This is a genomic window from Polaribacter filamentus (assembly GCF_002943715.1).
In the GTDB taxonomy this organism is placed as follows: Bacteria; Bacteroidota; Bacteroidia; order Flavobacteriales; family Flavobacteriaceae; genus Polaribacter; species Polaribacter filamentus.
In genome coordinates this window covers 505,001-525,000 of the sequence record NZ_MQUA01000014.1, presented here as the reverse complement: position 1 = coordinate 525,000, position 20,000 = coordinate 505,001, and the positions used below count along the sequence as shown (strand labels likewise).

19 protein-coding genes and 3 pseudogenes (1 of these 22 cut by a window edge) are annotated in these 20,000 nt (G+C 30.8%); 9 read left to right on the top strand and 13 right to left on the bottom strand.

Annotation, left to right across the window (positions count from 1 at the left end):
• Positions 1-136: 136 nt before the first annotated feature.
• The 3 genes from BST83_RS19090 (at position 137) to hflC (ending at position 4,105) form a co-directional block, all read left to right on the top strand.
• Positions 137-931, top strand: a complete 795-nt coding sequence (locus BST83_RS19090; RefSeq protein WP_104811292.1) for a DeoR/GlpR family DNA-binding transcription regulator — start codon at positions 137-139, stop codon at positions 929-931.
• Between the two features lie 1,258 nt (positions 932-2,189).
• Positions 2,190-3,170: an FtsH protease activity modulator HflK gene (gene hflK / locus BST83_RS19085; protein WP_104811291.1), complete on the top strand. Its 981-nt coding sequence runs from the start codon at positions 2,190-2,192 to the stop codon at positions 3,168-3,170.
• Positions 3,170-4,105 carry a protease modulator HflC gene (gene hflC / locus BST83_RS19080; RefSeq protein WP_104811290.1) on the top strand — a complete coding sequence of 312 codons (936 nt, stop codon included), beginning with the start codon at positions 3,170-3,172 and terminating at the stop codon, positions 4,103-4,105. The genes hflK and hflC overlap by 1 nt, the downstream gene beginning before the upstream one ends.
• Before the next feature lie 315 nt (positions 4,106-4,420).
• Here hflC and BST83_RS19075 read toward each other — a convergent pair whose 3' ends face one another.
• The 4 genes from BST83_RS19075 to BST83_RS19060 form a co-directional block, all read right to left on the bottom strand.
• Positions 4,421-4,921 carry a hypothetical protein gene (locus BST83_RS19075; protein WP_104811289.1) on the bottom strand — a complete coding sequence of 167 codons (501 nt, stop codon included), beginning with the start codon at positions 4,919-4,921 and terminating at the stop codon, positions 4,421-4,423.
• An 85-nt stretch (positions 4,922-5,006) separates the two neighbouring features.
• Positions 5,007-6,077, bottom strand: a complete 1,071-nt coding sequence (locus BST83_RS19070) for a response regulator (protein ID WP_104811288.1) — start codon at positions 6,075-6,077, stop codon at positions 5,007-5,009.
• Between the two features lie 4 nt (positions 6,078-6,081).
• Positions 6,082-7,233: a sensor histidine kinase gene (locus tag BST83_RS19065; protein ID WP_104811287.1), complete on the bottom strand. Its 1,152-nt coding sequence runs from the start codon at positions 7,231-7,233 to the stop codon at positions 6,082-6,084.
• 92 nt (positions 7,234-7,325) lie between these two features.
• The gene (locus tag BST83_RS19060) at positions 7,326-7,718 is read right to left on the bottom strand and encodes a PAS domain S-box protein (protein ID WP_170062837.1); all 393 of its coding nucleotides are present in this window, start codon (positions 7,716-7,718) and stop codon (positions 7,326-7,328) included.
• Positions 7,719-8,362: 644 nt separating this feature from the next.
• Between BST83_RS19060 and BST83_RS19055 the strand changes: the two genes are divergently transcribed.
• From BST83_RS19055 to BST83_RS19030, 6 genes are all read left to right on the top strand, one after another.
• Positions 8,363-8,677 (top strand): HPF/RaiA family ribosome-associated protein, encoded by a 315-nt coding sequence (locus BST83_RS19055; RefSeq protein WP_104811285.1) that lies wholly within the window; start codon positions 8,363-8,365, stop codon positions 8,675-8,677.
• Positions 8,678-8,710: 33 nt separating this feature from the next.
• Positions 8,711-9,085, top strand: a complete 375-nt coding sequence (locus BST83_RS19050) for a hypothetical protein (protein WP_104811284.1) — start codon at positions 8,711-8,713, stop codon at positions 9,083-9,085.
• Positions 9,086-9,299: 214 nt separating this feature from the next.
• Positions 9,300-9,944, top strand: a complete 645-nt coding sequence (gene trhA, locus BST83_RS19045) for a PAQR family membrane homeostasis protein TrhA (protein WP_104811283.1) — start codon at positions 9,300-9,302, stop codon at positions 9,942-9,944.
• A 749-nt stretch (positions 9,945-10,693) separates the two neighbouring features.
• Positions 10,694-11,548 carry a universal stress protein gene (locus BST83_RS19040; protein WP_104811282.1) on the top strand — a complete coding sequence of 285 codons (855 nt, stop codon included), beginning with the start codon at positions 10,694-10,696 and terminating at the stop codon, positions 11,546-11,548.
• A gap of 17 nt (positions 11,549-11,565) precedes the next feature.
• Complete coding sequence (locus tag BST83_RS19035; RefSeq protein ID WP_104811281.1) at positions 11,566-12,414, top strand: universal stress protein; 849 nt, start codon at positions 11,566-11,568, stop codon at positions 12,412-12,414.
• A gap of 63 nt (positions 12,415-12,477) precedes the next feature.
• A complete protein-coding gene (locus BST83_RS19030) occupies positions 12,478-13,323 on the top strand; it encodes a universal stress protein (RefSeq protein WP_104811280.1) in 846 nt (281 codons plus the stop codon).
• 524 nt (positions 13,324-13,847) lie between these two features.
• On the opposite strand, the gene BST83_RS19025 is transcribed toward BST83_RS19030, so the two are convergent.
• The 9 genes and pseudogenes from BST83_RS19025 to BST83_RS20975 all read right to left on the bottom strand — a co-directional run.
• Positions 13,848-14,555: a hypothetical protein gene (locus BST83_RS19025; RefSeq protein WP_104811279.1), complete on the bottom strand. Its 708-nt coding sequence runs from the start codon at positions 14,553-14,555 to the stop codon at positions 13,848-13,850.
• Between the two features lie 44 nt (positions 14,556-14,599).
• Positions 14,600-15,475, bottom strand: coding sequence for a class I SAM-dependent methyltransferase (locus BST83_RS19020; protein ID WP_170062836.1), 876 nt, complete (start codon positions 15,473-15,475; stop codon positions 14,600-14,602).
• A gap of 169 nt (positions 15,476-15,644) precedes the next feature.
• Positions 15,645-16,124 (bottom strand): sterol desaturase family protein, encoded by a 480-nt coding sequence (locus BST83_RS19015; protein ID WP_170062835.1) that lies wholly within the window; start codon positions 16,122-16,124, stop codon positions 15,645-15,647.
• A gap of 1 nt (position 16,125) precedes the next feature.
• Positions 16,126-16,689, bottom strand: a complete 564-nt coding sequence (locus BST83_RS19010) for a carotenoid biosynthesis protein (RefSeq protein WP_302849512.1) — start codon at positions 16,687-16,689, stop codon at positions 16,126-16,128.
• 58 nt (positions 16,690-16,747) lie between these two features.
• Positions 16,748-18,220: a 1-hydroxycarotenoid 3,4-desaturase CrtD gene (gene crtD / locus BST83_RS19005; protein WP_104811276.1), complete on the bottom strand. Its 1,473-nt coding sequence runs from the start codon at positions 18,218-18,220 to the stop codon at positions 16,748-16,750.
• Positions 18,221-18,811: 591 nt separating this feature from the next.
• Positions 18,812-18,883 (bottom strand): annotated as a pseudogene (locus BST83_RS21745) (hypothetical protein); the annotation flags it as partial.
• Between the two features lie 68 nt (positions 18,884-18,951).
• A pseudogene (locus BST83_RS19000) lies at positions 18,952-19,068 on the bottom strand (transposase domain-containing protein); the annotation flags it as partial.
• A gap of 61 nt (positions 19,069-19,129) precedes the next feature.
• A pseudogene (locus BST83_RS20205) lies at positions 19,130-19,819 on the bottom strand (ISAon1 family transposase).
• Positions 19,820-19,906: 87 nt separating this feature from the next.
• On the bottom strand, positions 19,907-20,000 hold the 3' portion of the coding sequence (locus BST83_RS20975) for a hypothetical protein (RefSeq protein WP_240614879.1). 98 nt of this gene lie beyond the right edge of the window; 94 of the gene's 192 nt are visible here — the last part of the coding sequence; its start codon lies off the right edge, out of view; its stop codon occupies positions 19,907-19,909.

Below are 20,000 nucleotides of genomic sequence, written 5' to 3'. Positions count from 1 at the left end.
GTTATTTCTCAATTATTTTTGCTGTAAACCGAACCAAAAAAAATCGAATTCACATCAAAAAAATTATTTGACACTTGCTAAAGTTACCATACCCGAAAAATTATTAAGTATAGTTGTTCGTATAAAATCCTAAAAAATGAATATGAACATCGCTGAAAGGCATGAGCTTATTCTTAAAAAAATAGAAAATGATGGTTTTGTAACCGTTTCTGACCTAAGTATAGAGTTTGATGTTTCATCCGTAACAATAAGAAAGGATTTAAAACTTCTTGAAGAGTTAAATTTATTATTTCGTTCAAACGGAAAAGCAATTCGAAAAAACCCTTACACTAGCGAAAAAACTGTGAATGAGAAGGAAAAAATTCATCAAGGCGAAAAAAACAAAATAGCTATAAAAGCCGCTGAATTAATTCAACCTTTCGATAGTATTATCCTCGCATCTGGGACAACTATCATCGAGATGGCTCATCAAATTAAACCTATAAAAGGAATAACAGTCTTAACGGCTTCACTAAACGCAGCATTGATTGTTTCTGAATTAAACGGCGTAGATGTTATTCAACTTGGAGGGGTTCTTAGACAAAGTTCTTCGTCCGTAATTGGTCCTTTAGGTGAAAAGATGCTTTCAGAATTTACATGCTCAAAATTATTTTTAGGAGTAGATGGCATTGATCTCGATTTTGGATTAACGACAACCAGTTCAATGGAGGCCTCTATTAATAAAGTCATGATAAAATCTGCACAAAAAATAATTATTTTAGCTGATTCTTCAAAATTTGGGAGAAAAGGTTTTGGAAGAATTTGTGGACTTGAAGATGTTGATCAAATAATTACTGATTCAGGAATAGAGGACGCTTACAAGGAAGAATTAATAAAATTAGGAATCGATGTGTTAGTCGTTGATATTGAACACAAAAATTTGAAATTATAATTTGACCTGATATTCTTGACAATCTGAAATTTACTAATTTCAAATATTAAAACTTTAAACTCGTCTATTTTTTAGTAAGCCATCCTTCGTACTTATTACTGAACATAAATTTCTATACTTCGCTAACAAGAATTTTATCTGATTAATTTGAATGAATTGTCTAGTTTTTATAAAACAGATGACTTCTGCACTACTTGATTTTAAAACCTTTTTTTCTAGGTTCTTTTCTGTTCTTAATTGTGCATATAAAGTTGCAACTATTTATAAAATAACGAACATGCATCAACCTCTTCAAGCTGAATTAAATACGAGATGACTAAAGAGTACTATTAATTGGGATTCAAACTTATTTTAAAAAAAATAACCGAACTGACTTGGGTCAGTTCTCAAACTTAAAACTGAACGTACATTTGTGCTTTAATTAAAAAATAAGATCTTTGAAAAATATAGAATCTCCAGAAGTAACATCTTGTGAATTCTGAAGATATTTAAAAATAATTTAAATCTTATATTTTATGTTTCTATCAATTAGAGTCACCCCAAATTGCTAGAAATCTTAAATAATATCTAATATCTTTAATAAAATCGAGATATTTCGGTGTCTGGATTTCTTTAAAGAATGGCCTTTATTTAATATAAAATAGAAAGGGTATTATGAAGTAATTTACATTTTTATTTTTGAAGCCACTTGTAAAAAAGCACTGGAAATAGGATTTTTACCAATACGAATTAATAGAAAGATACTAGTATCTTCAGAGCAAACGAGAAGTCTAGGCTTCCGTTTTTTACTTTAAGCTAATTCTAAATTATTACATCCTTTTTAATACGAACAAAAAGGAGAATGGCTTTGGTTTAAAACGAGAGAAGTACTTTTTTATCCTGAAGAAAAGTACTCAAACTAACTTATAAAATAATGAGCGTATACTAATTAAGATAATTAGTTTCTTAATTGTGTTAGAATATAAAGTGTTACCCCATAAAGGAACGCTAGACTATTCGATCTTTTAATCAAAACTACCTCAAATGACCTAGATCATTTCAATTGTGTGAACAAAATTTAATCTTTGAAGATTCAAAAACTAGAAAAAGAGAAACATTTCTCCTATAATCTAATCTAATAATAAAGAAAGAATATCAGCATAAAAAGCAATTCTTGAAAAAGAAACGAAGTAGTTTCACATCAGAATATACTAACCTATTTATAGAGTTGTAAAAAGAACTTACTGGCATTACCGACAAATTTTAAAAATTAAAAAAAATGGATAAAGCAAAACTAAATTTACCTCCAGAGCTATCAAAAATATTAAAATACTGGCAGCTCATTGTCACATTATTCTTTTTAGTGATCCTCTTGTGGTCATCAATTTTCCAGATAAGTACGGAAGAAGTTGGAGTTATTACTCGATTTGGAAAGTATGTTAGGCAAGTAGAACCAGGATTGAATTTCAAAATACCTTTTGCAGAGGATGTTTATAGAGTTCCCGTTGAAAGACAACAAAAACTAGAGTTTGGCTTCCGTACGGCCCAAGCCGGAGTAAATACTCAATACAATAGTCAATCATCAAACACAAAAGATGAATCATTAATGCTTACCGGAGATCTTAATCTCGCAGAGGTGCAGTGGGTTGTGCAATACAGGGTAGATAACGCTTATAATAACTTGTTTGAAGTTAGAAACCCTCAAAGCACACTGCGCACGCTCTCTGAAGCTGCTATGCGACAAATTGTGGGTGACCGAACCGTAAATGAAGTGCTAACGGTTGGCCGTACAGAAATAGGAAGTAAGTCTCAAGAACTTATTCAGCAAATATGCAGAGAGTATTCTTTGGGTATCAAAATAGAACAAGTAGTACTACAAGATGTAAATCCACCAGAGCCCGTAAAAGCAGCTTTTAATGCTGTAAATGAAGCGCAACAAGAAAAAGAAACGCTTATTAATCAAGCAAAATCAGAATACAATAAAGTAATACCTAAAGCAAGAGGTCAAGCAGAAGAAACTATTCAACAAGCCGAGGGATATGCGGCCGAGCGTGTAAATAATGCAGACGGAGAAGCTGCTAGATTTACGGCGCTGTATAATGAATTTGTGAAGGCGCCCGAGGTAACAAAAAGAAGGGTTTATCTGGAAACAATGTCAAACGTGATACCTAAAATAGGTAATGTGGTCATCACAGATGATAAAGGCAACAATGTATTACCATTATTACAAATGGAGATGAACAAAAAAAATATAAAATAATGAAAACTAAATCAATTTTAATTACAGCAATAGTCATTATTACTTTGATAGGCTTAAATAGTAGTGTTTTTATTGTGCAAGAAAAAGATCAGGTAATTATCACTCAATTCGGAAAGCCAGTTGGTGAAGCAATTACTACTCCTGGGTTGCATTACAAGGTACCTTTAATACAAGATGCTAATTATTTCGAAAAGCGTGTTATGGAATGGAATGGTGATCCAAATCAGGTGCCAACTAAAGATAAAAAGTTCATTTTTGTGGACACTTATGCAAGATGGCAAATTACAGATCCGCTTCAGTTTTTTAAACGACTCACGAACGAACGGGGTGCGCAGTCACGTATCGATGATATTCTAGATGGAGATACAAGAGATTTTATAGCAAATAATGACATTGAAGAAGCGGTACGTACTAGTAATAGAATTCCTGAATCATCAGATACTGATATTATTGGCGATTCTCTGGAAAAGATTAATGTAGGTAGGGATAGTATCCAGAATATGATATTGGAATCAGCCAATATACAGACGAAAGAGCTGGGAATTAGAATATTGGATTTTCGCTTTAAACGTATAAATTATGTACAGGAAGTGCAGAATCAAGTGTATGAGCGAATGAAAAGTGAACGATTTCGTATTGCTGATAAATTTCGATCAGAAGGTCAGGGTGAAGCTTCACGGATTAATGGTGAGAAGGAACGGGAGCTTAAAAAAATACAATCTCTTGCGTTTAGAGATGCTGAAATGATTAAAGGTAAAGCAGATGCTACCGCAGCCTCAATTTATGCAGACGCCTATAATACATCCAATCAATCGAGAAGTTTTTATGGTTTTCTGAAATCTATGGAAACATTTGAAAAAACTTTTGATGAAAAAACATCCATTTTTATTTCGACGGATAGCGAATTGTATAAATACCTAAAAACAATGGATTAAGGTTTTATAAAAAATATCAGGAATCCTTATTTAATTTTTAAACTGATTTCAATTGGTATTAAATTTTTAACAGATTATTACAAAAAATTTAGAAATTTATTTTCAGAAAAAGAAACTGGACGTTGCACAACTTCCAGTTTCTTTTGGATACAAAAAATTAAAGTTTGATTTATAACTTAAATAAATACTTGAATTAAAAATATAAACTTATCTTTTTTATCTCAAACTAGTAGTGAAGTTTGCGCTATTCAATTTCGAAGAGGAACTATTTATAACCTCAATTTAATTAATGAAAGGAAGTTAATTTATACCAATTCAACTTAATTTAACAAATTCTAGTAAGGGTTTTATAATCTTTAACGCACTACTTTCTCCTCGAATAATTAAACAATAACTGTCATTTTTCAATTCAGTTACATACCTATGGATGTCTTCTTTATTAATTCCCAATCCTCGAAATATACCAGAAAGACCTGCTGGTAAAGAAGCGAGCTCTCTGTCATCAACTTTAGTAAGAAATGTAGGTGTTAAATGACCTGCAATAAATAAGGAACCAATTTCAGGATTATTGAAATAGCCAAACTGGTATTCCTTACCTAGCAAATTACTTAATTGTTGTTTTTTATCGGCTATTATCTTCTCCAGTTCTTTTTTAGCACTTATTTTATCCGAAGCAAGTGGACCTAAGATGGATAACTGAACTGGTGTATTATCGTTTTGAGCAATATTTTTTAACACTACCTCTATTTGAGATACCCTTTTATATGTGCTTATAATAAATAGTTTTTGTGTTATTTTATGTTCTTTAGAAAACATTTAGTATATTAATTTAGTTTCAACGAGCCTCTAAACTAATCGTAACATTCCATTACTTCAATGACCCAAGTCAATCGCTTTATTTTTATCCAAAAAGAGCTATATATTCAAGGCTTTTTTTATCTTGGATAATGATTTCTCTTTGAACACCAATGCTTAATAGCTTTTCCTCTTTAAAATTGGTTAGCATTCTAATAGTCGTCTCAGTCGCTGTACCAATAAGACTTGCTAAATCTTCTCTTGAAATATTGATTCCTTTATTTTTAGAATTATTAAGTGTATCATTTTTAGATAAGTCCATTAGTACTTTTGCTAACCGCTGTCTAACTGACGAAAAAGCCATATCCACTAATTGTTCTTGAAGATCAATTAGGTCATTAGAAATCATCTTAATGAATTTATTTGAAATCAACTTGTCCTTAAATAGTAACTTTGTGAAATCAGATTTAGGTATATCAAAGACGGCAGCTTGTTCTAAAACTGTTGCAGTATCTCCATAGGTTCCGCTATTTGCAAGTAAAGATAGTTGACCTACAAACTGTCCAGGGCCAAATAAACCTGTTACCAAACTTTTACCCGATTCCGTCGTTTTATGGGTTTTTATTGAACCTTTTTGTATAAAGTAAAGCGTATGTGCCGCATCTCCTTCCATAAAAAGGATGTCCTTTTTGTTAAAATGCACAACGTTTCTATCCTCGGAAAGACTTTCTATACCGGCGTTCTCTGAAACTTCATTAAAAAATTGATTGACTCCTTCAATATCCCTAGAAAATTCTTTTTTGAGAAAGCTATATTTCTTAATTCTTGATGCAACTGCATCCAACAATTCGCTTTCTTCAAAAGGTTTCGTAAGGTAATCATCGGCTCCTAAATTCATTCCCTTTCTCACATCTGTTCTCTCTGTTTTAGCAGTCAGAAAAATAAAAGGAATACTGGCAGTTTTTTTGTCTTTATTTAGATGAAGTAATACATCATATCCACTCAGTTCTGGCATCATAATATCACAGATAATAACATCAGGTTGTATTAACTTTGCCAATGCAACACCTTTCTCTCCATCTTCCGCTGTGCAAACTTCATAGTTTGCCAATTCTAAAATTTCTGCCGTATTTTCTCTAACGTCCTGGTTGTCTTCTATAATAAGTATTTTTATCATCGATTTATTTTTTAATAGGTTTTGGCAACTTCACTAAAAAAGTAGTTCCTTTATTAGTATCACTTGTAAAAGTAATAGTGCCATCCATAAGTTCTACGTATTGTTTTACGATATTAAGTCCCAAGCCTGTTCCTTGAATATTCTGAGCATTTTTTGCTCTAAAAAAACGGTCGAACAGTTTGTCTTGTTCTTCTTTTGGTATACCAATACCTTTATCTTGAACCTGGAGTGAGACAAAAAATGTACTTTCTTCAATTTTAATATTGATATCTGTATTTTTTGGAGAGTACTTAATTGCATTGGATAACAAATTCAGAAAGATATGTCGTACTAATTTTGAATCAAGATTTAGGGAAATTGGTTTTTTTGGTGATGAAAAAATAATGTTTTTTCCTGTTTTCTTTGTCACAGAAACTTCTTCAATAAGGGTTTTAGAAAGGGCAACAAAATCAAACAGTTCTTTATTTGCAATAACCTTTCCTTCTCCCAACTTACTTAATGATAAAAAATCATTTAAAATAACCACTAATTGTTTTACATTCTTCTTTATTTGAGCAACATACTTCTCCCGTTTTTGCTCTTTACCAGCTTCATTTTGTCGACCAATAAGGATCGCAGAAGTTTGTATGGCGCTTAAAGGCGTTCTAAATTCATGGGATGCCATGGAAACGAAACGTGATTTTAATTCGTTCAATTCTTGCTCTTTTTTCAATGCATTTTTATCTTCTCTCTCTATCTTTTTTTGTGCCGTGATATCTGTATACACAAATAAGCCACTAGAAATAACAGTATTATCACCTAGCAATGGAATCGTATTTACAGAAAAATATAGGTTTCTAAACTTTATTTGGAACCGAAGGTGCTCTCCTGCAATCGTTTTTAAAACATCTTGCTTTAGTTTAGATTTCTGTTTTTTAGAAAAAACGGGAATATCATCAACATTAGCACCTTCAAAAACCATAGTATCTAAATTTAACTTTACAATTGCTTCGCCCTCTAAAAGAAGCATTTCGAAATTTGAATTAAAAACAATAATAAAACCATTAGGGAAGTTCTTGGCAATTGCCGAAGATAAAGATTTACTAGCAATTGCACTTTTTTCAGCTTCCTTAGTTTCGTCTATCTGATCTTCGAGACTTAAATTAGAAGCTACCAATTTTTGAACCGTTGTAGTTAATTCATCGGTTCTAGTAATTACTTTCTCCTCTAATTCTTCAGAATACGTTTTTAGTTGTTCTTGGCTGACTTTTAGTTTTTTGCTGTTTTTTTTTGCGAAGTAGTATCCGTTACAAAAGCGATTACAAATAGTTTACCTTCTATTTTAGTTGGATTTAAATTTATTTCTAACGGGAATTTAGAGCCACCTTTTTTTAATCCCCACAACTCTAAGTCTTGCCCAAGATGCAGTTCAATTGGTTTTACCTTGTATTTTTCTCTATGCGATTCGTAATTTTTTTTAAATTTATTAGGAATAAGACATTCAACTTTTTGATTTAAAAGTTTTCCTGCCTTATAACCAAAAAGTTTTTCACTGGCTGAATTGGATTTAATAATAATTCCATCTAAATCCACTACTATAATACCTTCCAAAGAGGATTGAAAGATGCTTTTAAAAAGGTCTATATCTTGGAGGTCACTCACGATTAATATTTTATTTTACAATTTACGACATTTAAAATAGCATAAGCCATTAATAAACTGATTTGATTTTTAATTAATTGATAAACCCTGACCTAAGTCATTTTAGGAGGTGCCAAATAGATGTATCTTGAATTTTATTGAGAATAACTAATACTAATGAAAATTAAGCAATTCAATAGTCAAAATAGTAGTAAAGAAACTCTAAAAGTAGATATTGAGCTTATGATTGATAGTTTTAAGAATGGTTAGTAATTGCATAAACAGCTACTGAATTATTATAACTCAAAAAAAGTTGATTGTAATTGGTGATAAGATTCAAAGAAACAAAACAATTTATATTTTAATAAACACAATTTTAATAGAAAGCGTATGAAAACTAAAATAGAACTAGAACAGCAAATAATAAGTCTCACAGCTAAAATTCAAAACGAATTCCCGAATTATCTAAACATATTCTTGAAATACCCGTAAACAATTCTGAAGAGGATGACATCAATATCAAAAACTTGACGGATTATTATCAGTCTTTAGAAGAGATTGTAAATAAATATGCGAAAACGCATGAACGTGAATAACATACATAATTAACCAAAAAAATATTTTAAAGAATATACTTTTTTAAAAAATAATTAAACCAATAAAAAATGAAAATTCAATTTAATACCGACAAAACGATTACTGGAAATGAAAAAGATCAGCTTTATTTTAACTCTTTGATAGCAGATGGGCTAGAAAATTTCGAATCATATATTTCAAGAATTGAAGTTCACCTATCTGATGAAAAAGGAAAAAAAGAAGGACTTAACAGTAAGCGATGTTTGCTAGAAACCAGACTTGAGGGCAAACAGCCGATAGCCGTTTCATGTCAAGAAGATACTGTTGAACTTGCCGTATCTGGCGCAATTGACAAACTCACAGCTTCTATAGAAACAATTATTGGACGCAGAAAGGATCATTAAAATAAAAAAACACTCCATTAAAATAAACAATAAATGAAAACACAAAAAAACTTAGGTATTTGGATGGACCATTCCACCGCAAATTTAATTGATTTAAATTCTAATAAGCACAGTCAGATACTATCCGAATTTACTTTTGACACAAAAGAAGAGGCCTTGAGTAGAAGTGAAAACGGTATGCATCATAAAAGACAACAAATGCATGAAGCTTATTATAAAAACATTGCAGATGCTATTTTAAAATTTGATAATGTACTTTTATTTGGTCCAACAAATGCAAAAACAGAACTACACAATTACTTGAATACCGACTTACATTTTAAGGATATAAAAATTGAAGTTAAATCCGCAGATAAAATGACAGATAATCAGCAAGAAGCTTTTGTTAAGAAACATTTCGAACAATAATTTGTGTGCATTATTTTACTATGCTAAAAAAAACAGGCATTAATAACATGGCAACTACAACTTTCTTTGAGGTTATTGTAACATGAAAACTTTAAAAAGAGAATGAAAAGAAATGAAATTGTAAATTATATGGCCTATAGAACTTATAGTTGGTAGAGATTTGAGTAATTTTACAAAAAAAAATCAGACTAATAAGCTGTAACATCTCACTTTTATGCAAACTAAGAATTCAAGTACACAAATAAAGAAAGAACTGGTAAACAGTATCGTACATGGTTTTGGAATTATTTTTGGTATTGTAAGCATTCCTATTTTAATAGCATTTGCCATTAGAAGTGATAACAATGCTGGCATTATTGGCGCTGCTATTTATGGATTCTGTTTTTTACAACTTTTTACTTTTTCCACACTCTATCATGGGTTTCAACATGCACAAACAAAACGCATACTTGAAATTCTTGATCACATCAGTATTTATTTCTTAATAGCAGGAACCTACACTCCTTTTTTATTGATGTACATGCACAATTCTTTTGGTATTACGCTGCTATCGGTTTTGTGGGGTCTAACGGCAGTGGGAATCATTTTTAAGATTTTTTTTATAGGAAAATGGAAAGTTTTTTCAACATTAATTTACATCGCAATGGGCTGTATTATGGTTGTTGGCGGACGAACTTTCTTTGAGAGTATTCCCGGTAATATCCTTACTATGATTTTAATTGGATGTGCTCTTTATCTCGTAGGTGTTATCTTTTATTTATGGCAGAAATATCCTTATAATCACGCTGTTTGGCACTTTTTCGTCCTCTCGGCGGCTGTTTGTCATTATGTAGCTATTTTGTTGTCAGTAACTACATAGCAAGTTCGTTTTATTTTAGAATATCTAAAAAAACGAAACGATTTATAATACCTTTTTGTTTTATAAAATTCGATTCAAACAGGCAAAGCCTTATTAAGTCCATAATAAGAGTTATTGATCCCCAAAGGAATCTCGTAGAGATCATTTAGCAATTATCAGTTTCAATCTTAGCGCATCTTTCTTTTCATTCTGTTTAAACTCCTTTCAGTAAAACTGTACGTGAGTCTCTTTTATTAATTATTATTTAAGTAATTTTTTATTCACAACCACATCAATCTTTATTTTACACTTTATATATAACATTCATAATTCCAGTAAAATAGCGCTAACAATTTCTAATAAACCCTTATTTTGACTTTAACTACGGCCGAAAAAATATTTTGTTTTGTGGTAAAACTAGAATCTATTTCATCTTCTGTAAGAATAAATGTCTATTGAATTAAAGTTTTTATTTAAAAATGGCACTAATTTTAAATTACACATAAGAGTACTGACCTGCGTCATTTTAGTACTGTTCATTATTTGTTAAATTTGAAATGTACTTAAAAATATTTCGGAATGAGTAGAACTTTAATTCCAAGAGATTTTCTGATACCTTCATAAATGTTAGTAAGTATTCAATGAATTTTTTAAAGTGTGACATCATTAAATTTACGATAATGAATGCTTTTACATATAAAATTTATAAGGAGCAAAGCAGATAGGCTTGCAGATAAAATTATAAATCGCTAATTCTAAAACGCACTACTATGAAACGTATATTATTACCCACCGATTTTTCAGAAAACGCATACAATGCAATATCCTATGCCGTTCAACTATATAAAGATACTAAATGCAAATTTTACATTCTTCACACCTATACTCCTGTCAGTATTAGCGCTGGTAGTATGGTAGATAATTATTCTTCATTTGATTTACAAGACATCACAAAAGAAACAGCAGAGCGAAAACTTAAGGAGATTGACGATCGTTTAAAAACCGAATTTAACAATACAAATCATACTTTTATTACAACGGTTTCTTTCAATACCTTAACATCAGAGATGGTTGAAGTCGTCAAAAAAAAAGAGATAGACTTTGTAATCATGGGAACCAAAGGAGCCACGGGCGCTAAAGAAATATTTATTGGCAGCAATACAATGCAAACTATTAAAAATCTAAAATGCCCAGTAATTGCTATTCCTTCCGGATTTAAATATGAGAAACCAAGCGAAATTTTATTTCCTACAGATTATGAGATTCATAAAGCGAACCAGTATCTATCGTTGATAAAAGAGCTCTGTGAAAAAAATAATTCTAGATTACATGTTTTAAATGTTTCTCAAGACATTCCTTTAAAGGTAAAACAAGAACAAACGGAAACTTTTTTAGATGATTTCTTTAAAGATACTGCACATTTATTTCATAATACCGAAAATCAAGACCTTATGGAAGCTATTGTAACTTTTAAAAAAACGTACAAAATTAACTTCTTAATAATGGTACATAACGAACATAATTTCTTTGAAAATTTATTTTTTAAACCTGTTGTGAATCAAATGGTTTATCATACCAACATTCCATTCCTAGTAATACCGTCAGAAAATCAAATAAATCAATAAAATACCAACGCTGAAATATGAAAACTATACTTGTACCAACCGACTTTTCAAAAAACGCTTATTGCGCCTTATTTTATGCTGCCAAATTATTTGAAGAGGAGCCGTCTCGTTTTATTATCTTCAATTCTTTTGAAGCTCAAGTCTCTAAACTTACAAGTGCAGTATATATAGGTAAATCCGAAGAATTAATTAATGAATTATTAAAAGCTTCGGAAGCAGAATGTTTAGCTGTACAACACAAACTTACAAGTGATTTAGAAACTACAAAACATACTTTCAAGATAATTTGCACCTCGCTTTTGCTAACGAGCGCTATTAATAAAATTATTGCATCAGAAAATGTAGATTTTGTAGTAATGGGAAGCAAAGGAAAAACTGCGACAGAAAGAATATTTATTGGAAGCAATAGTTTTAAGGCAATTCAAACAATAAAGGAAGTACCGCTTTTAATAATTCCTGATCAACTAGATTACACAGAACCTAAAAAAATAGGATTTGCTTCAGGCTTTAAGCGCACATACTCTAAAAAACAGCTCATCCCATTAAAAGAGATTCCTAAATTATTTAATGCAAAAACCACAATAATTCATGTCAATGAAGATGAAAAATTAAATGATAAACAACTAGCAAACCTTCATAGTTTATTAGAAATTTCAAAAAACGAAGATTTTGATCTTAATTGGCTTCCCGAAGATCATAGTAAAGCAGAAACAATCATGGAACATGTTTATGAAGAACAATTAGACATATTGGCTATCTGTTATTACGAACAAAGTTTTATTAGTACTTTATTTAGAGAGCAGGTAGTTAAAGAAATAGCATATCAAATTAGAACTCCATTATTGGTTTTACCAAGTATCGACTAACATATATCATAGTTTTAAGGAATTTAATTCCCTATTTTTATCAGAATAACGTATACACATATTATGAAAAAAAAGATATTATTACCAACTGACTTCTCAAAAAACGCATACAATGCAATAAATTATGCCATTGAACTTTATAAAGAAGAATCTTGCGAATTCTTTATTCTGCATTCTTACTATCTTCCTGGATATGAAAAGAGTAATTTATTGAGTCTTGAGCCAACTGATAAAAAATTGAATGAAGTAAAACTGCGCGCCGAAGAAAATATGGAACAGTTAATGTCTCATGTTCATTCGAATGAAAATGATCATTCATTCTGTTTTTTGAATGAATTTGGATCTTTAAATGAAGTCCTCAAAAAAATTGTAGAAAAAGAAGACATTAAATTAATAATTATGGGAACTCACGGCGAAACAGATAACGAAAACATAATTCTAGGCAGAAATGCAGTAAATGTCATGGAAAAAGTTAGAAATTGCCCAGTTTTGACTATTCCTAATAATATCGTTTTTAAAAAGCCAAACGAGATAGTATTTCCTACAAGCTACAAAACGCATTATAAAGAAAGCGAATTGACTACTTTAATAGAGATTTCAAAATTGACGAAGGCACCAATCCGAATATTGCACATTCAATCAGATAAAGAGTTGAATAAGAAACAGGAGGAAAAAAAGGAGTTGCTTAATCAAATTTTAAAAGATACAAACTATACACATCACATACTCTTCAACTTAGACTTACAAAAAGGTGTTCACTGTTTTACACAAAGTAGAGAGAGTGAGATGATTGCTTTTATCAACAAAAAACATCATTTCTTTGAAAGTATTTTTTCAGACCCAATGGTGAAAGCATTAGGAAATAATGCACATATTCCCGTATTGGCTTTACACGACTTAAGAAACTAAAATAATCTAAATAAAGAATACTAAAATCAAGATACTCCGAGCTTATAAAACCTTGAGTATCTTGATCGTTTGTACCAATTCTAATAGAACCATCGTGCCTCTTTAAATAACGAATACAACACTTTTTTTTAACCACATTACTAGCTTAAAGTGAACTTAATACTTGTTTTTGATCCCTAATATATCTATTAGCTTTTGTACAATTTACAAAAGTTTCAAAGGATTTTCTAATTGATAAATGAAAAACTTCACCAACATAAGCAGCTTAATCCCAAACGATACAATCGTCCAGGAACAGGGCTATATTTTATAGTTTAATAAAGAAGTTACCACTCCCAATGGATATTGATAAATACAAAACATTCACGTGGCTTTTCTACACTCTATTTTGAAAAAAAAAAAATTTTAGTACTGTTCTTTAAAACTTTTTCAGTGAACCTATATAGACAATAAAAGAGTTTACGAAAATAGCGATTGTTTAAAAACTATTGATTACTGTAATCATGGTGTTGAAAAAAATAGGATTAGATATCTAAAAAATTTTCAATATTTTTACCATTCCACTGGCCTACAAACTTATAGGGAATAAATCTTGCAAACATCTCTTCTTTATACCATTTTAGTTTTCTAGTAAGACGAACGACCTCTTTGTGTTTTTCATTTTTATAGGCATAGTCCATCATTTCGGCTTGGGTTTTCCATATGCTTAATGTAGCTTGCTGTATTAAAGGCCATTCGCCAACACCAATAGATAGCGCTAACCCATCGTAGCCCTCTAAACTTTTACTTACATCACCAACTTTTCTCCAAAAAGAAATCAATTTTGAAAACCGAATACTGGCCCGTGTTAAAACCATAACTGGCTTATCTAAAGCCAAAGAGGCAGAAGAAATAAAAGGTTGCTTTCCGTCCCACTTTCCGTGCGCTTCTGCTGCATTTGCAAACACGGTGAATGTTTCGGAGCTTCTAGATTTATAGTTGTTAAAAAATGAATTTTTTTTAAAAAAATTATTTGCATCTATTTCTGATACCCAAATACATAGTAATGCATAAGTACCAAAGTTTGGTTTTGAACTAAAACCATTTTCAGCGCCTGAGCCCAATAATTTGTAGAAAACTAATCCTTCAATATTTTTGAAATGAGCGTGTCCTAATTGCATTTGCGAAAACGCCCAAAGTTTGTTGGAAAAAGTTTCTAATTTGAAAAAAGTACAAGTGGTTATTTGGCTCATGAGTTTGTGTTATATTTTGAATAGATTTGTGATTTTAAATTAGATTATTTTTTTTCAACCACTAAAATTTGTACGCCCAACGGAAATAATTTTTCAAATACAAAAATAGGGGATGTAACTACTTTTAAAAGAACGAGCATCCAAAAATGATTAGACATATTACCCGACCATTGTATCCCTTTTTTTTCCATTCTACCAAGCCACCATAGCGTAAAGGCATCAAGGGTTCCAAATCGCAAATGTTTTTTAATTTCCCATTTATCTTTTTGAAACAAAAGCGCAAAACCTTTATTCGTTAATAAAGACATGTGCCTTGGACTATGCCATCCTTGCCAATATGATTTTTGAATTTTTGCACTCACGCTTTTATAATCAGGTACTTCAATAATTATTTTCCCTCCCTGTTTTAGGCAATTGTAGAGTGTTTCAATAGTTTGGTGGGGGTTGTAGTCGTGCTCTAAATAATGCCATAGCGTGATGATATCAAATTCTGTCTTAGAATCATAATCTTCAATAGAAACTTTTTTGAGTTCTAAGTTAGGATAGTTTTTACCTTTCCAACCCGAATCTGAAAAATCAATTCCAGTGCAATTTACTTTTAAGTTTTGTTGCAAAAGTTCTAAAAAACTCGGATCACCGCATCCTACATCTAAAACACTAAGATTAGGCTCGTTTTTTTTAAGATGTTTTTTCACAAAATTAACGCGCGCTAAATCTAACTTTTTTTGACTGTTATTTACAAAAGAAAAATACTTTCCCCATGCTAAAGAACCTCTGTAGGGTAAATAGTTTTCGGTGTAGTACTCCTCTAATCTTTCAGGCAATACCGAATTTGTTAGAAATACTGTTTCGCAATTATTACAAACATTAAAAACATAAAGCTCATTATTGGGCTCATGCATTAATGCATTTGTTGACATATAATAAGAACTTTCGGTTTTTTTACAAATCGAGCAATTGACAGCACTTGTATATTCCATTTGATAATTTAATTTTATGTAAAGCCAATGAATAATTTATACGACAAATAGAAGCTTAAGCGCAAAACTTTAAACTAAGGAGTATGATATTTCCCAAACCTATAATGTATTAGGTATACAAAGTTTTAGACTGTTTTAAAGCAGCTTGAATGTATTTTTTCTTTATAATTAACATTCCAAAACTTTCTCCACCTTCTTTCCCAGTATTTTTGTGATGCATTTTGTGCGCACGACGCAACGCTAAAACATATACATTTTTTGTTTTAGTAAATACTTTGAAGCGTTGATGAATTATCAAATCATGTACAAAAAAATAAGCTATACCATAAGATAAAATACCAAAACCCACCCATGTGTACCAGGCATATTGGTTCATCATTCCTACCATAATGAGTAACCAACTTGGCACCGCATAAATCATAAAAAATAAATCATTTCGTTCAAACCAACTTTTATGGTCTTTTTTGTGATGATCAGCATGAAAATGCCACATAAAACCATGCATTACGTATTTGTGATTTGCCCAAGCAGAAAATTCTGTTAGTATAAAAGTGACTAAAACTATGCTAAAATTAATTATTATTTCCATATTAAATAAATATCCATAAAAAGGTGAAGAATATAATTTGTAAAATCAATATTATTAAAGACACAGTTCGATCACCTTTTATAATTGTAGGGTAAAAAAAGTAAGACGTAAAAAAAGCAACGCCAATCCAACTCAAATAATTCTGTAAATCAGGTAGTCCACCTTTAAATTGCCAAAAATCAAGTTTAGGTGCCACTCGCTCAATTACTACATCAATGAGCGTTACGAGCACGGCAGCCAAAAACAAAACAGTTATTTTGTTTGCAAAGATACGACTTACTACTATGATTCCAGCACAAATAAGCACTGCCCAATTGATCGAAATGACCAAAGGAACGTTAAGAAATTTACAACCTAAACCGCTACCGTACGAATATTTTCCAAAAATGAATCCTGTTTTTACCCCAACTACTTCAATAATAAAACCCAAAATTGCAATAGAAAAAAACGCAAATATAAATTTTTTGTCGGCTAACGGACTATGAATTAAAAAAACGAAACAAGTAAGTAATAATGTATAAGGTGTAAAAGGACTAAATAAAGAAGGATTGAATACAAACCCAATCGAACCAGAAATATAGACTAGAATTAAGAAATATAAAAAATATGATTTGTATGTTTTTTCATTTCATTTCTTGTTCTACTATAAGTTGACTGGCTATTTTTGCACTAAAAAGGCAAAGCGGGATACCTCCTCCTGGATGCACGCTTCCTCCTACAAGAAACAAATTTTTAATACTTGACGAAAAATTAGCATGTCGTAAAAATGCAGCAAATTTATTGTTGCTAGAGTTACCATATAGTGATCCGCCAAAAGAAGATGTTTGGTTTTCTATATCAATTGGACTTAAAGTACTTTCGTTAATAATATATTTTTCGATATCTGTTTTCAACATTGTATTGATTTTATCAACAACATTCTTTCTAATAGCTGCTGCATAATGTATACTCTCGCTTTTATTGTGTGGCACATTTACCATTACAAACCAGTTTTCGCAACCCTCTGGTGCATCTTCTTTGCAATATTTCGAAGTAATATTGATATAAATGGTAGGGTCTTCTGTTGGAAATTGTTTGGAAAACAAATAATCAAATTCCTTTTTATAATCATCACTGAACAATATATTATGCAGTCCTAATACTGAAAATTCTTTGTTTATCCCCCAATAAAAAACATAAGCACTACTAGATTTTTCTTGTTGAAGTAGCTTTTTAGGGATAAAAGATTTTGGTAATAAATAGTTGTAGAGTGCATGAATATCTATATCGCTTGCCACAATATCAAAAGGATAGCTGACACCATTACTTTTAATGGAGGCAATCCTATTGTTAGATTCAATATTTAAGGTTTCAACAGCTGAATTATATTTAATTTCCACATTAGCTTCTTCTGCTAGTTTGACCAAATGTGTAGTAATTTGATGCATCCCTTTTTTAGGTAAGTAAGCACCAAGATTAAATTCTAAATGCGAAATCATATTCATTAAGGCAGGTGCTTTATAAGGATTAGAACCGTTATAGGTTGCAAATCGATTAAACAATTGTACCGTTTTTGGATTCGAAAAAGTTTTTTCGTTTTTTTTATGCATAGTACTCCATAAACCCAAGAACGGGGAAAATAATACACCTTTTGCTGTCTTCAGATTAATGAAATTTTTCAGCTGATGTAGTGATTGTCTCAAAAACAAATCTTCGGTAGTTTTAAAATAAAAAGCGTTGCGCTTTATGTGTTTTAAAACAGTTTGTTTATTTTCATCTAATTTTAAATGTACTTCCGTTGCAAATTCTTCTAAATTAGCAGATGCTTTTAGTTGCGTTCCATCCGCATAAAAATAGTTAGTGATGACTTTTAATTTCTGGTATTCAAATTTATGCGAGCTTCCTTGCAAATTAGTCAATTCATCTATTAGCGCGGGCATAGTAAATAATGATGGACCTTTGTCAAACCGAAATCCATTTATATTAAGTTCACTCAATTTACCTCCAGGGTAACTATTTTTTTCAAAAATGGTTACTTTAAATCCTTGATTTGCTAGTCGAATTGATAATGCAAGACCTCCTATCCCAGCTCCAATCACACCAACGGTTTTAGTCATTTTTATTGATTAAATTAAAAATGTAAATTTAGTTTTTTTAAGAGGAAAATTGTAAAACAATAGTTAAAAAATTCCTATGTATATTCAACTGACAAACAAAAACAATTAAATCTACAAGTCCATACAATTATCTTAAATCTACAAGCCTAAATTCATAATGTTTTGCAGATTTTGTTTATTGATAATTTTCAAAATTTAAGACTTTATTATCAAATAAATTTTCTTTATTCTCAATTTCACCCTGAAGTATTGATGCTAAACGCTGATTGATTTAAGTTTTAAAATTATGCTTAAAATTATTTCCGGAATTAAAGTTAAGGTTTTAAACATCAATAATTTATTTTTTTCACAAAACACAGCTATCCTAAAATCATTATCTTTTTACTTTTTTAAATCGTCCAAACATTAAATTATATAGCCTGTTTGTAAAGAGTTTTAGTCTTTTTTGACCCCTTTTTTTATCCATTTATAAGGAGCAACAACAAAGCGAAAAATAAACTTTTTTAATCTAAAAGTCTTTTTAATGAAAGGATTTTTAGTTGCTAATTTTTTTTAAAAGTACAAATGAAAATTACGGAACATGGCCTTTGCCTACTCCCAATCTTTGCCAGACGCAGCTTGTTCTAATACTATGTTTAGTGGTGAGCTATCAAATACTTTTTGAGCATAAGTATTTAAATTTGGAAGACTTACTTCTACAAATTCATTTTAAGCGTGCGTTCACCTGAATGTCAGTCTTCTTGATTTAGTCTCCAATTTTGAGGTAGAAGCTCATCTGACTTATTCGCTTTATGCTCTGGAATTCTGTTGAGCACATCACAAAACCATTTATTGGGGCCTATATCATTGGCTTTGCAATTAGCATAGTATGATTAAGGATCAATTATAATTTTAGGGGAGGGGATGGAATTAAGCAAATAATTTAGTCAATCTATATAAGAAGAATTTGACATCTCTTACGCCTCTAAATTGTGCTCTGAACTCCTTGATTTTGGCATTATAAGACTCAGCCGATGCCTTAGTGCTTCTGTTATTAAAATAGTTCAATATGGGGATGTAAGAGAGTTTTATGGATCTAGCGATGGTGTTAAATTATTTGAATTGAGATTTTTTAACTTTATCGTACCAATGTGCTAATGTTAATCTAGCAACATTTTTATCTGTATTATTTTCAAAGATATAGTTCAATCCTTGTGCTAAGTTGTATGCTTTTTCAATGGTTGGGTATAATTTAAATAGAATTTCAACCATTTCTACTTGTCTATCTGTCCATTTATTTTTTGATTTGAATAACAGATACCTACTTCTGGCTAATAATTGCTTATGAGTGTCTCCATTGCTAAGGAGTTCAGGTTTGTATATCTTTCCATTTTTTCGAGTTTGTTCAATAGTTTTATTTTCCAGTTCTATAATTTACCAACGTAATCGAATACGCTCTTCTTGTAACGCTTCTGAGGCTAGTTTTTGGACATGAAATCTATCGGTAACTATTTCAGTTTTAGGGAAACATTTTTTAGCGATTAAGTTCATGCTACTAGCCATGTCAAGAGTAACTTCTTTTACTATATTTCGTCTTTCTGCAGATATTTTTTGAAGTATATTGATTACATCTTTAGCCTTGGTTCCTTTTACAATACCTACTATACTCCCTTTTTTACCATAAGCGTCTTTGTTTGTTAGAATTGTTTAGAGTTCACCATTTGATAAAGAGGTTTCGTCTAGACTCATGTATTTACGGATGTTTTTGGGATAAAGCAACCAATCTTCTGCATGTTCTTTT

Excerpts from the sequence above, each read along its gene's own strand:
- BST83_RS19090 (WP_104811292.1), top strand. The coding sequence starts at position 137 with ATGAATATGAACATCGCTGAAAGGCATGAGCTTATTCTTAAAAAAATA.
- hflK (WP_104811291.1), top strand. The coding sequence starts at position 2,190 with ATGGATAAAGCAAAACTAAATTTACCTCCAGAGCTATCAAAAATATTA.
- hflC (WP_104811290.1), top strand. The coding sequence starts at position 3,170 with ATGAAAACTAAATCAATTTTAATTACAGCAATAGTCATTATTACTTTG.
- BST83_RS19075 (WP_104811289.1), bottom strand. The coding sequence starts at position 4,921 with ATGTTTTCTAAAGAACATAAAATAACACAAAAACTATTTATTATAAGC.
- BST83_RS19070 (WP_104811288.1), bottom strand. The coding sequence starts at position 6,077 with ATGATAAAAATACTTATTATAGAAGACAACCAGGACGTTAGAGAAAAT.
- BST83_RS19055 (WP_104811285.1), top strand. The coding sequence starts at position 8,363 with ATGAAAATTCAATTTAATACCGACAAAACGATTACTGGAAATGAAAAA.
- BST83_RS19050 (WP_104811284.1), top strand. The coding sequence starts at position 8,711 with ATGAAAACACAAAAAAACTTAGGTATTTGGATGGACCATTCCACCGCA.
- trhA (WP_104811283.1), top strand. The coding sequence starts at position 9,300 with ATGCAAACTAAGAATTCAAGTACACAAATAAAGAAAGAACTGGTAAAC.
- BST83_RS19040 (WP_104811282.1), top strand. The coding sequence starts at position 10,694 with ATGAAACGTATATTATTACCCACCGATTTTTCAGAAAACGCATACAAT.
- BST83_RS19035 (WP_104811281.1), top strand. The coding sequence starts at position 11,566 with ATGAAAACTATACTTGTACCAACCGACTTTTCAAAAAACGCTTATTGC.
- BST83_RS19030 (WP_104811280.1), top strand. The coding sequence starts at position 12,478 with ATGAAAAAAAAGATATTATTACCAACTGACTTCTCAAAAAACGCATAC.
- BST83_RS19025 (WP_104811279.1), bottom strand. The coding sequence starts at position 14,555 with ATGAGCCAAATAACCACTTGTACTTTTTTCAAATTAGAAACTTTTTCC.
- BST83_RS19020 (WP_170062836.1), bottom strand. The coding sequence starts at position 15,475 with ATGTCAACAAATGCATTAATGCATGAGCCCAATAATGAGCTTTATGTT.
- BST83_RS19015 (WP_170062835.1), bottom strand. The coding sequence starts at position 16,124 with ATGGAAATAATAATTAATTTTAGCATAGTTTTAGTCACTTTTATACTA.
- crtD (WP_104811276.1), bottom strand. The coding sequence starts at position 18,220 with ATGACTAAAACCGTTGGTGTGATTGGAGCTGGGATAGGAGGTCTTGCA.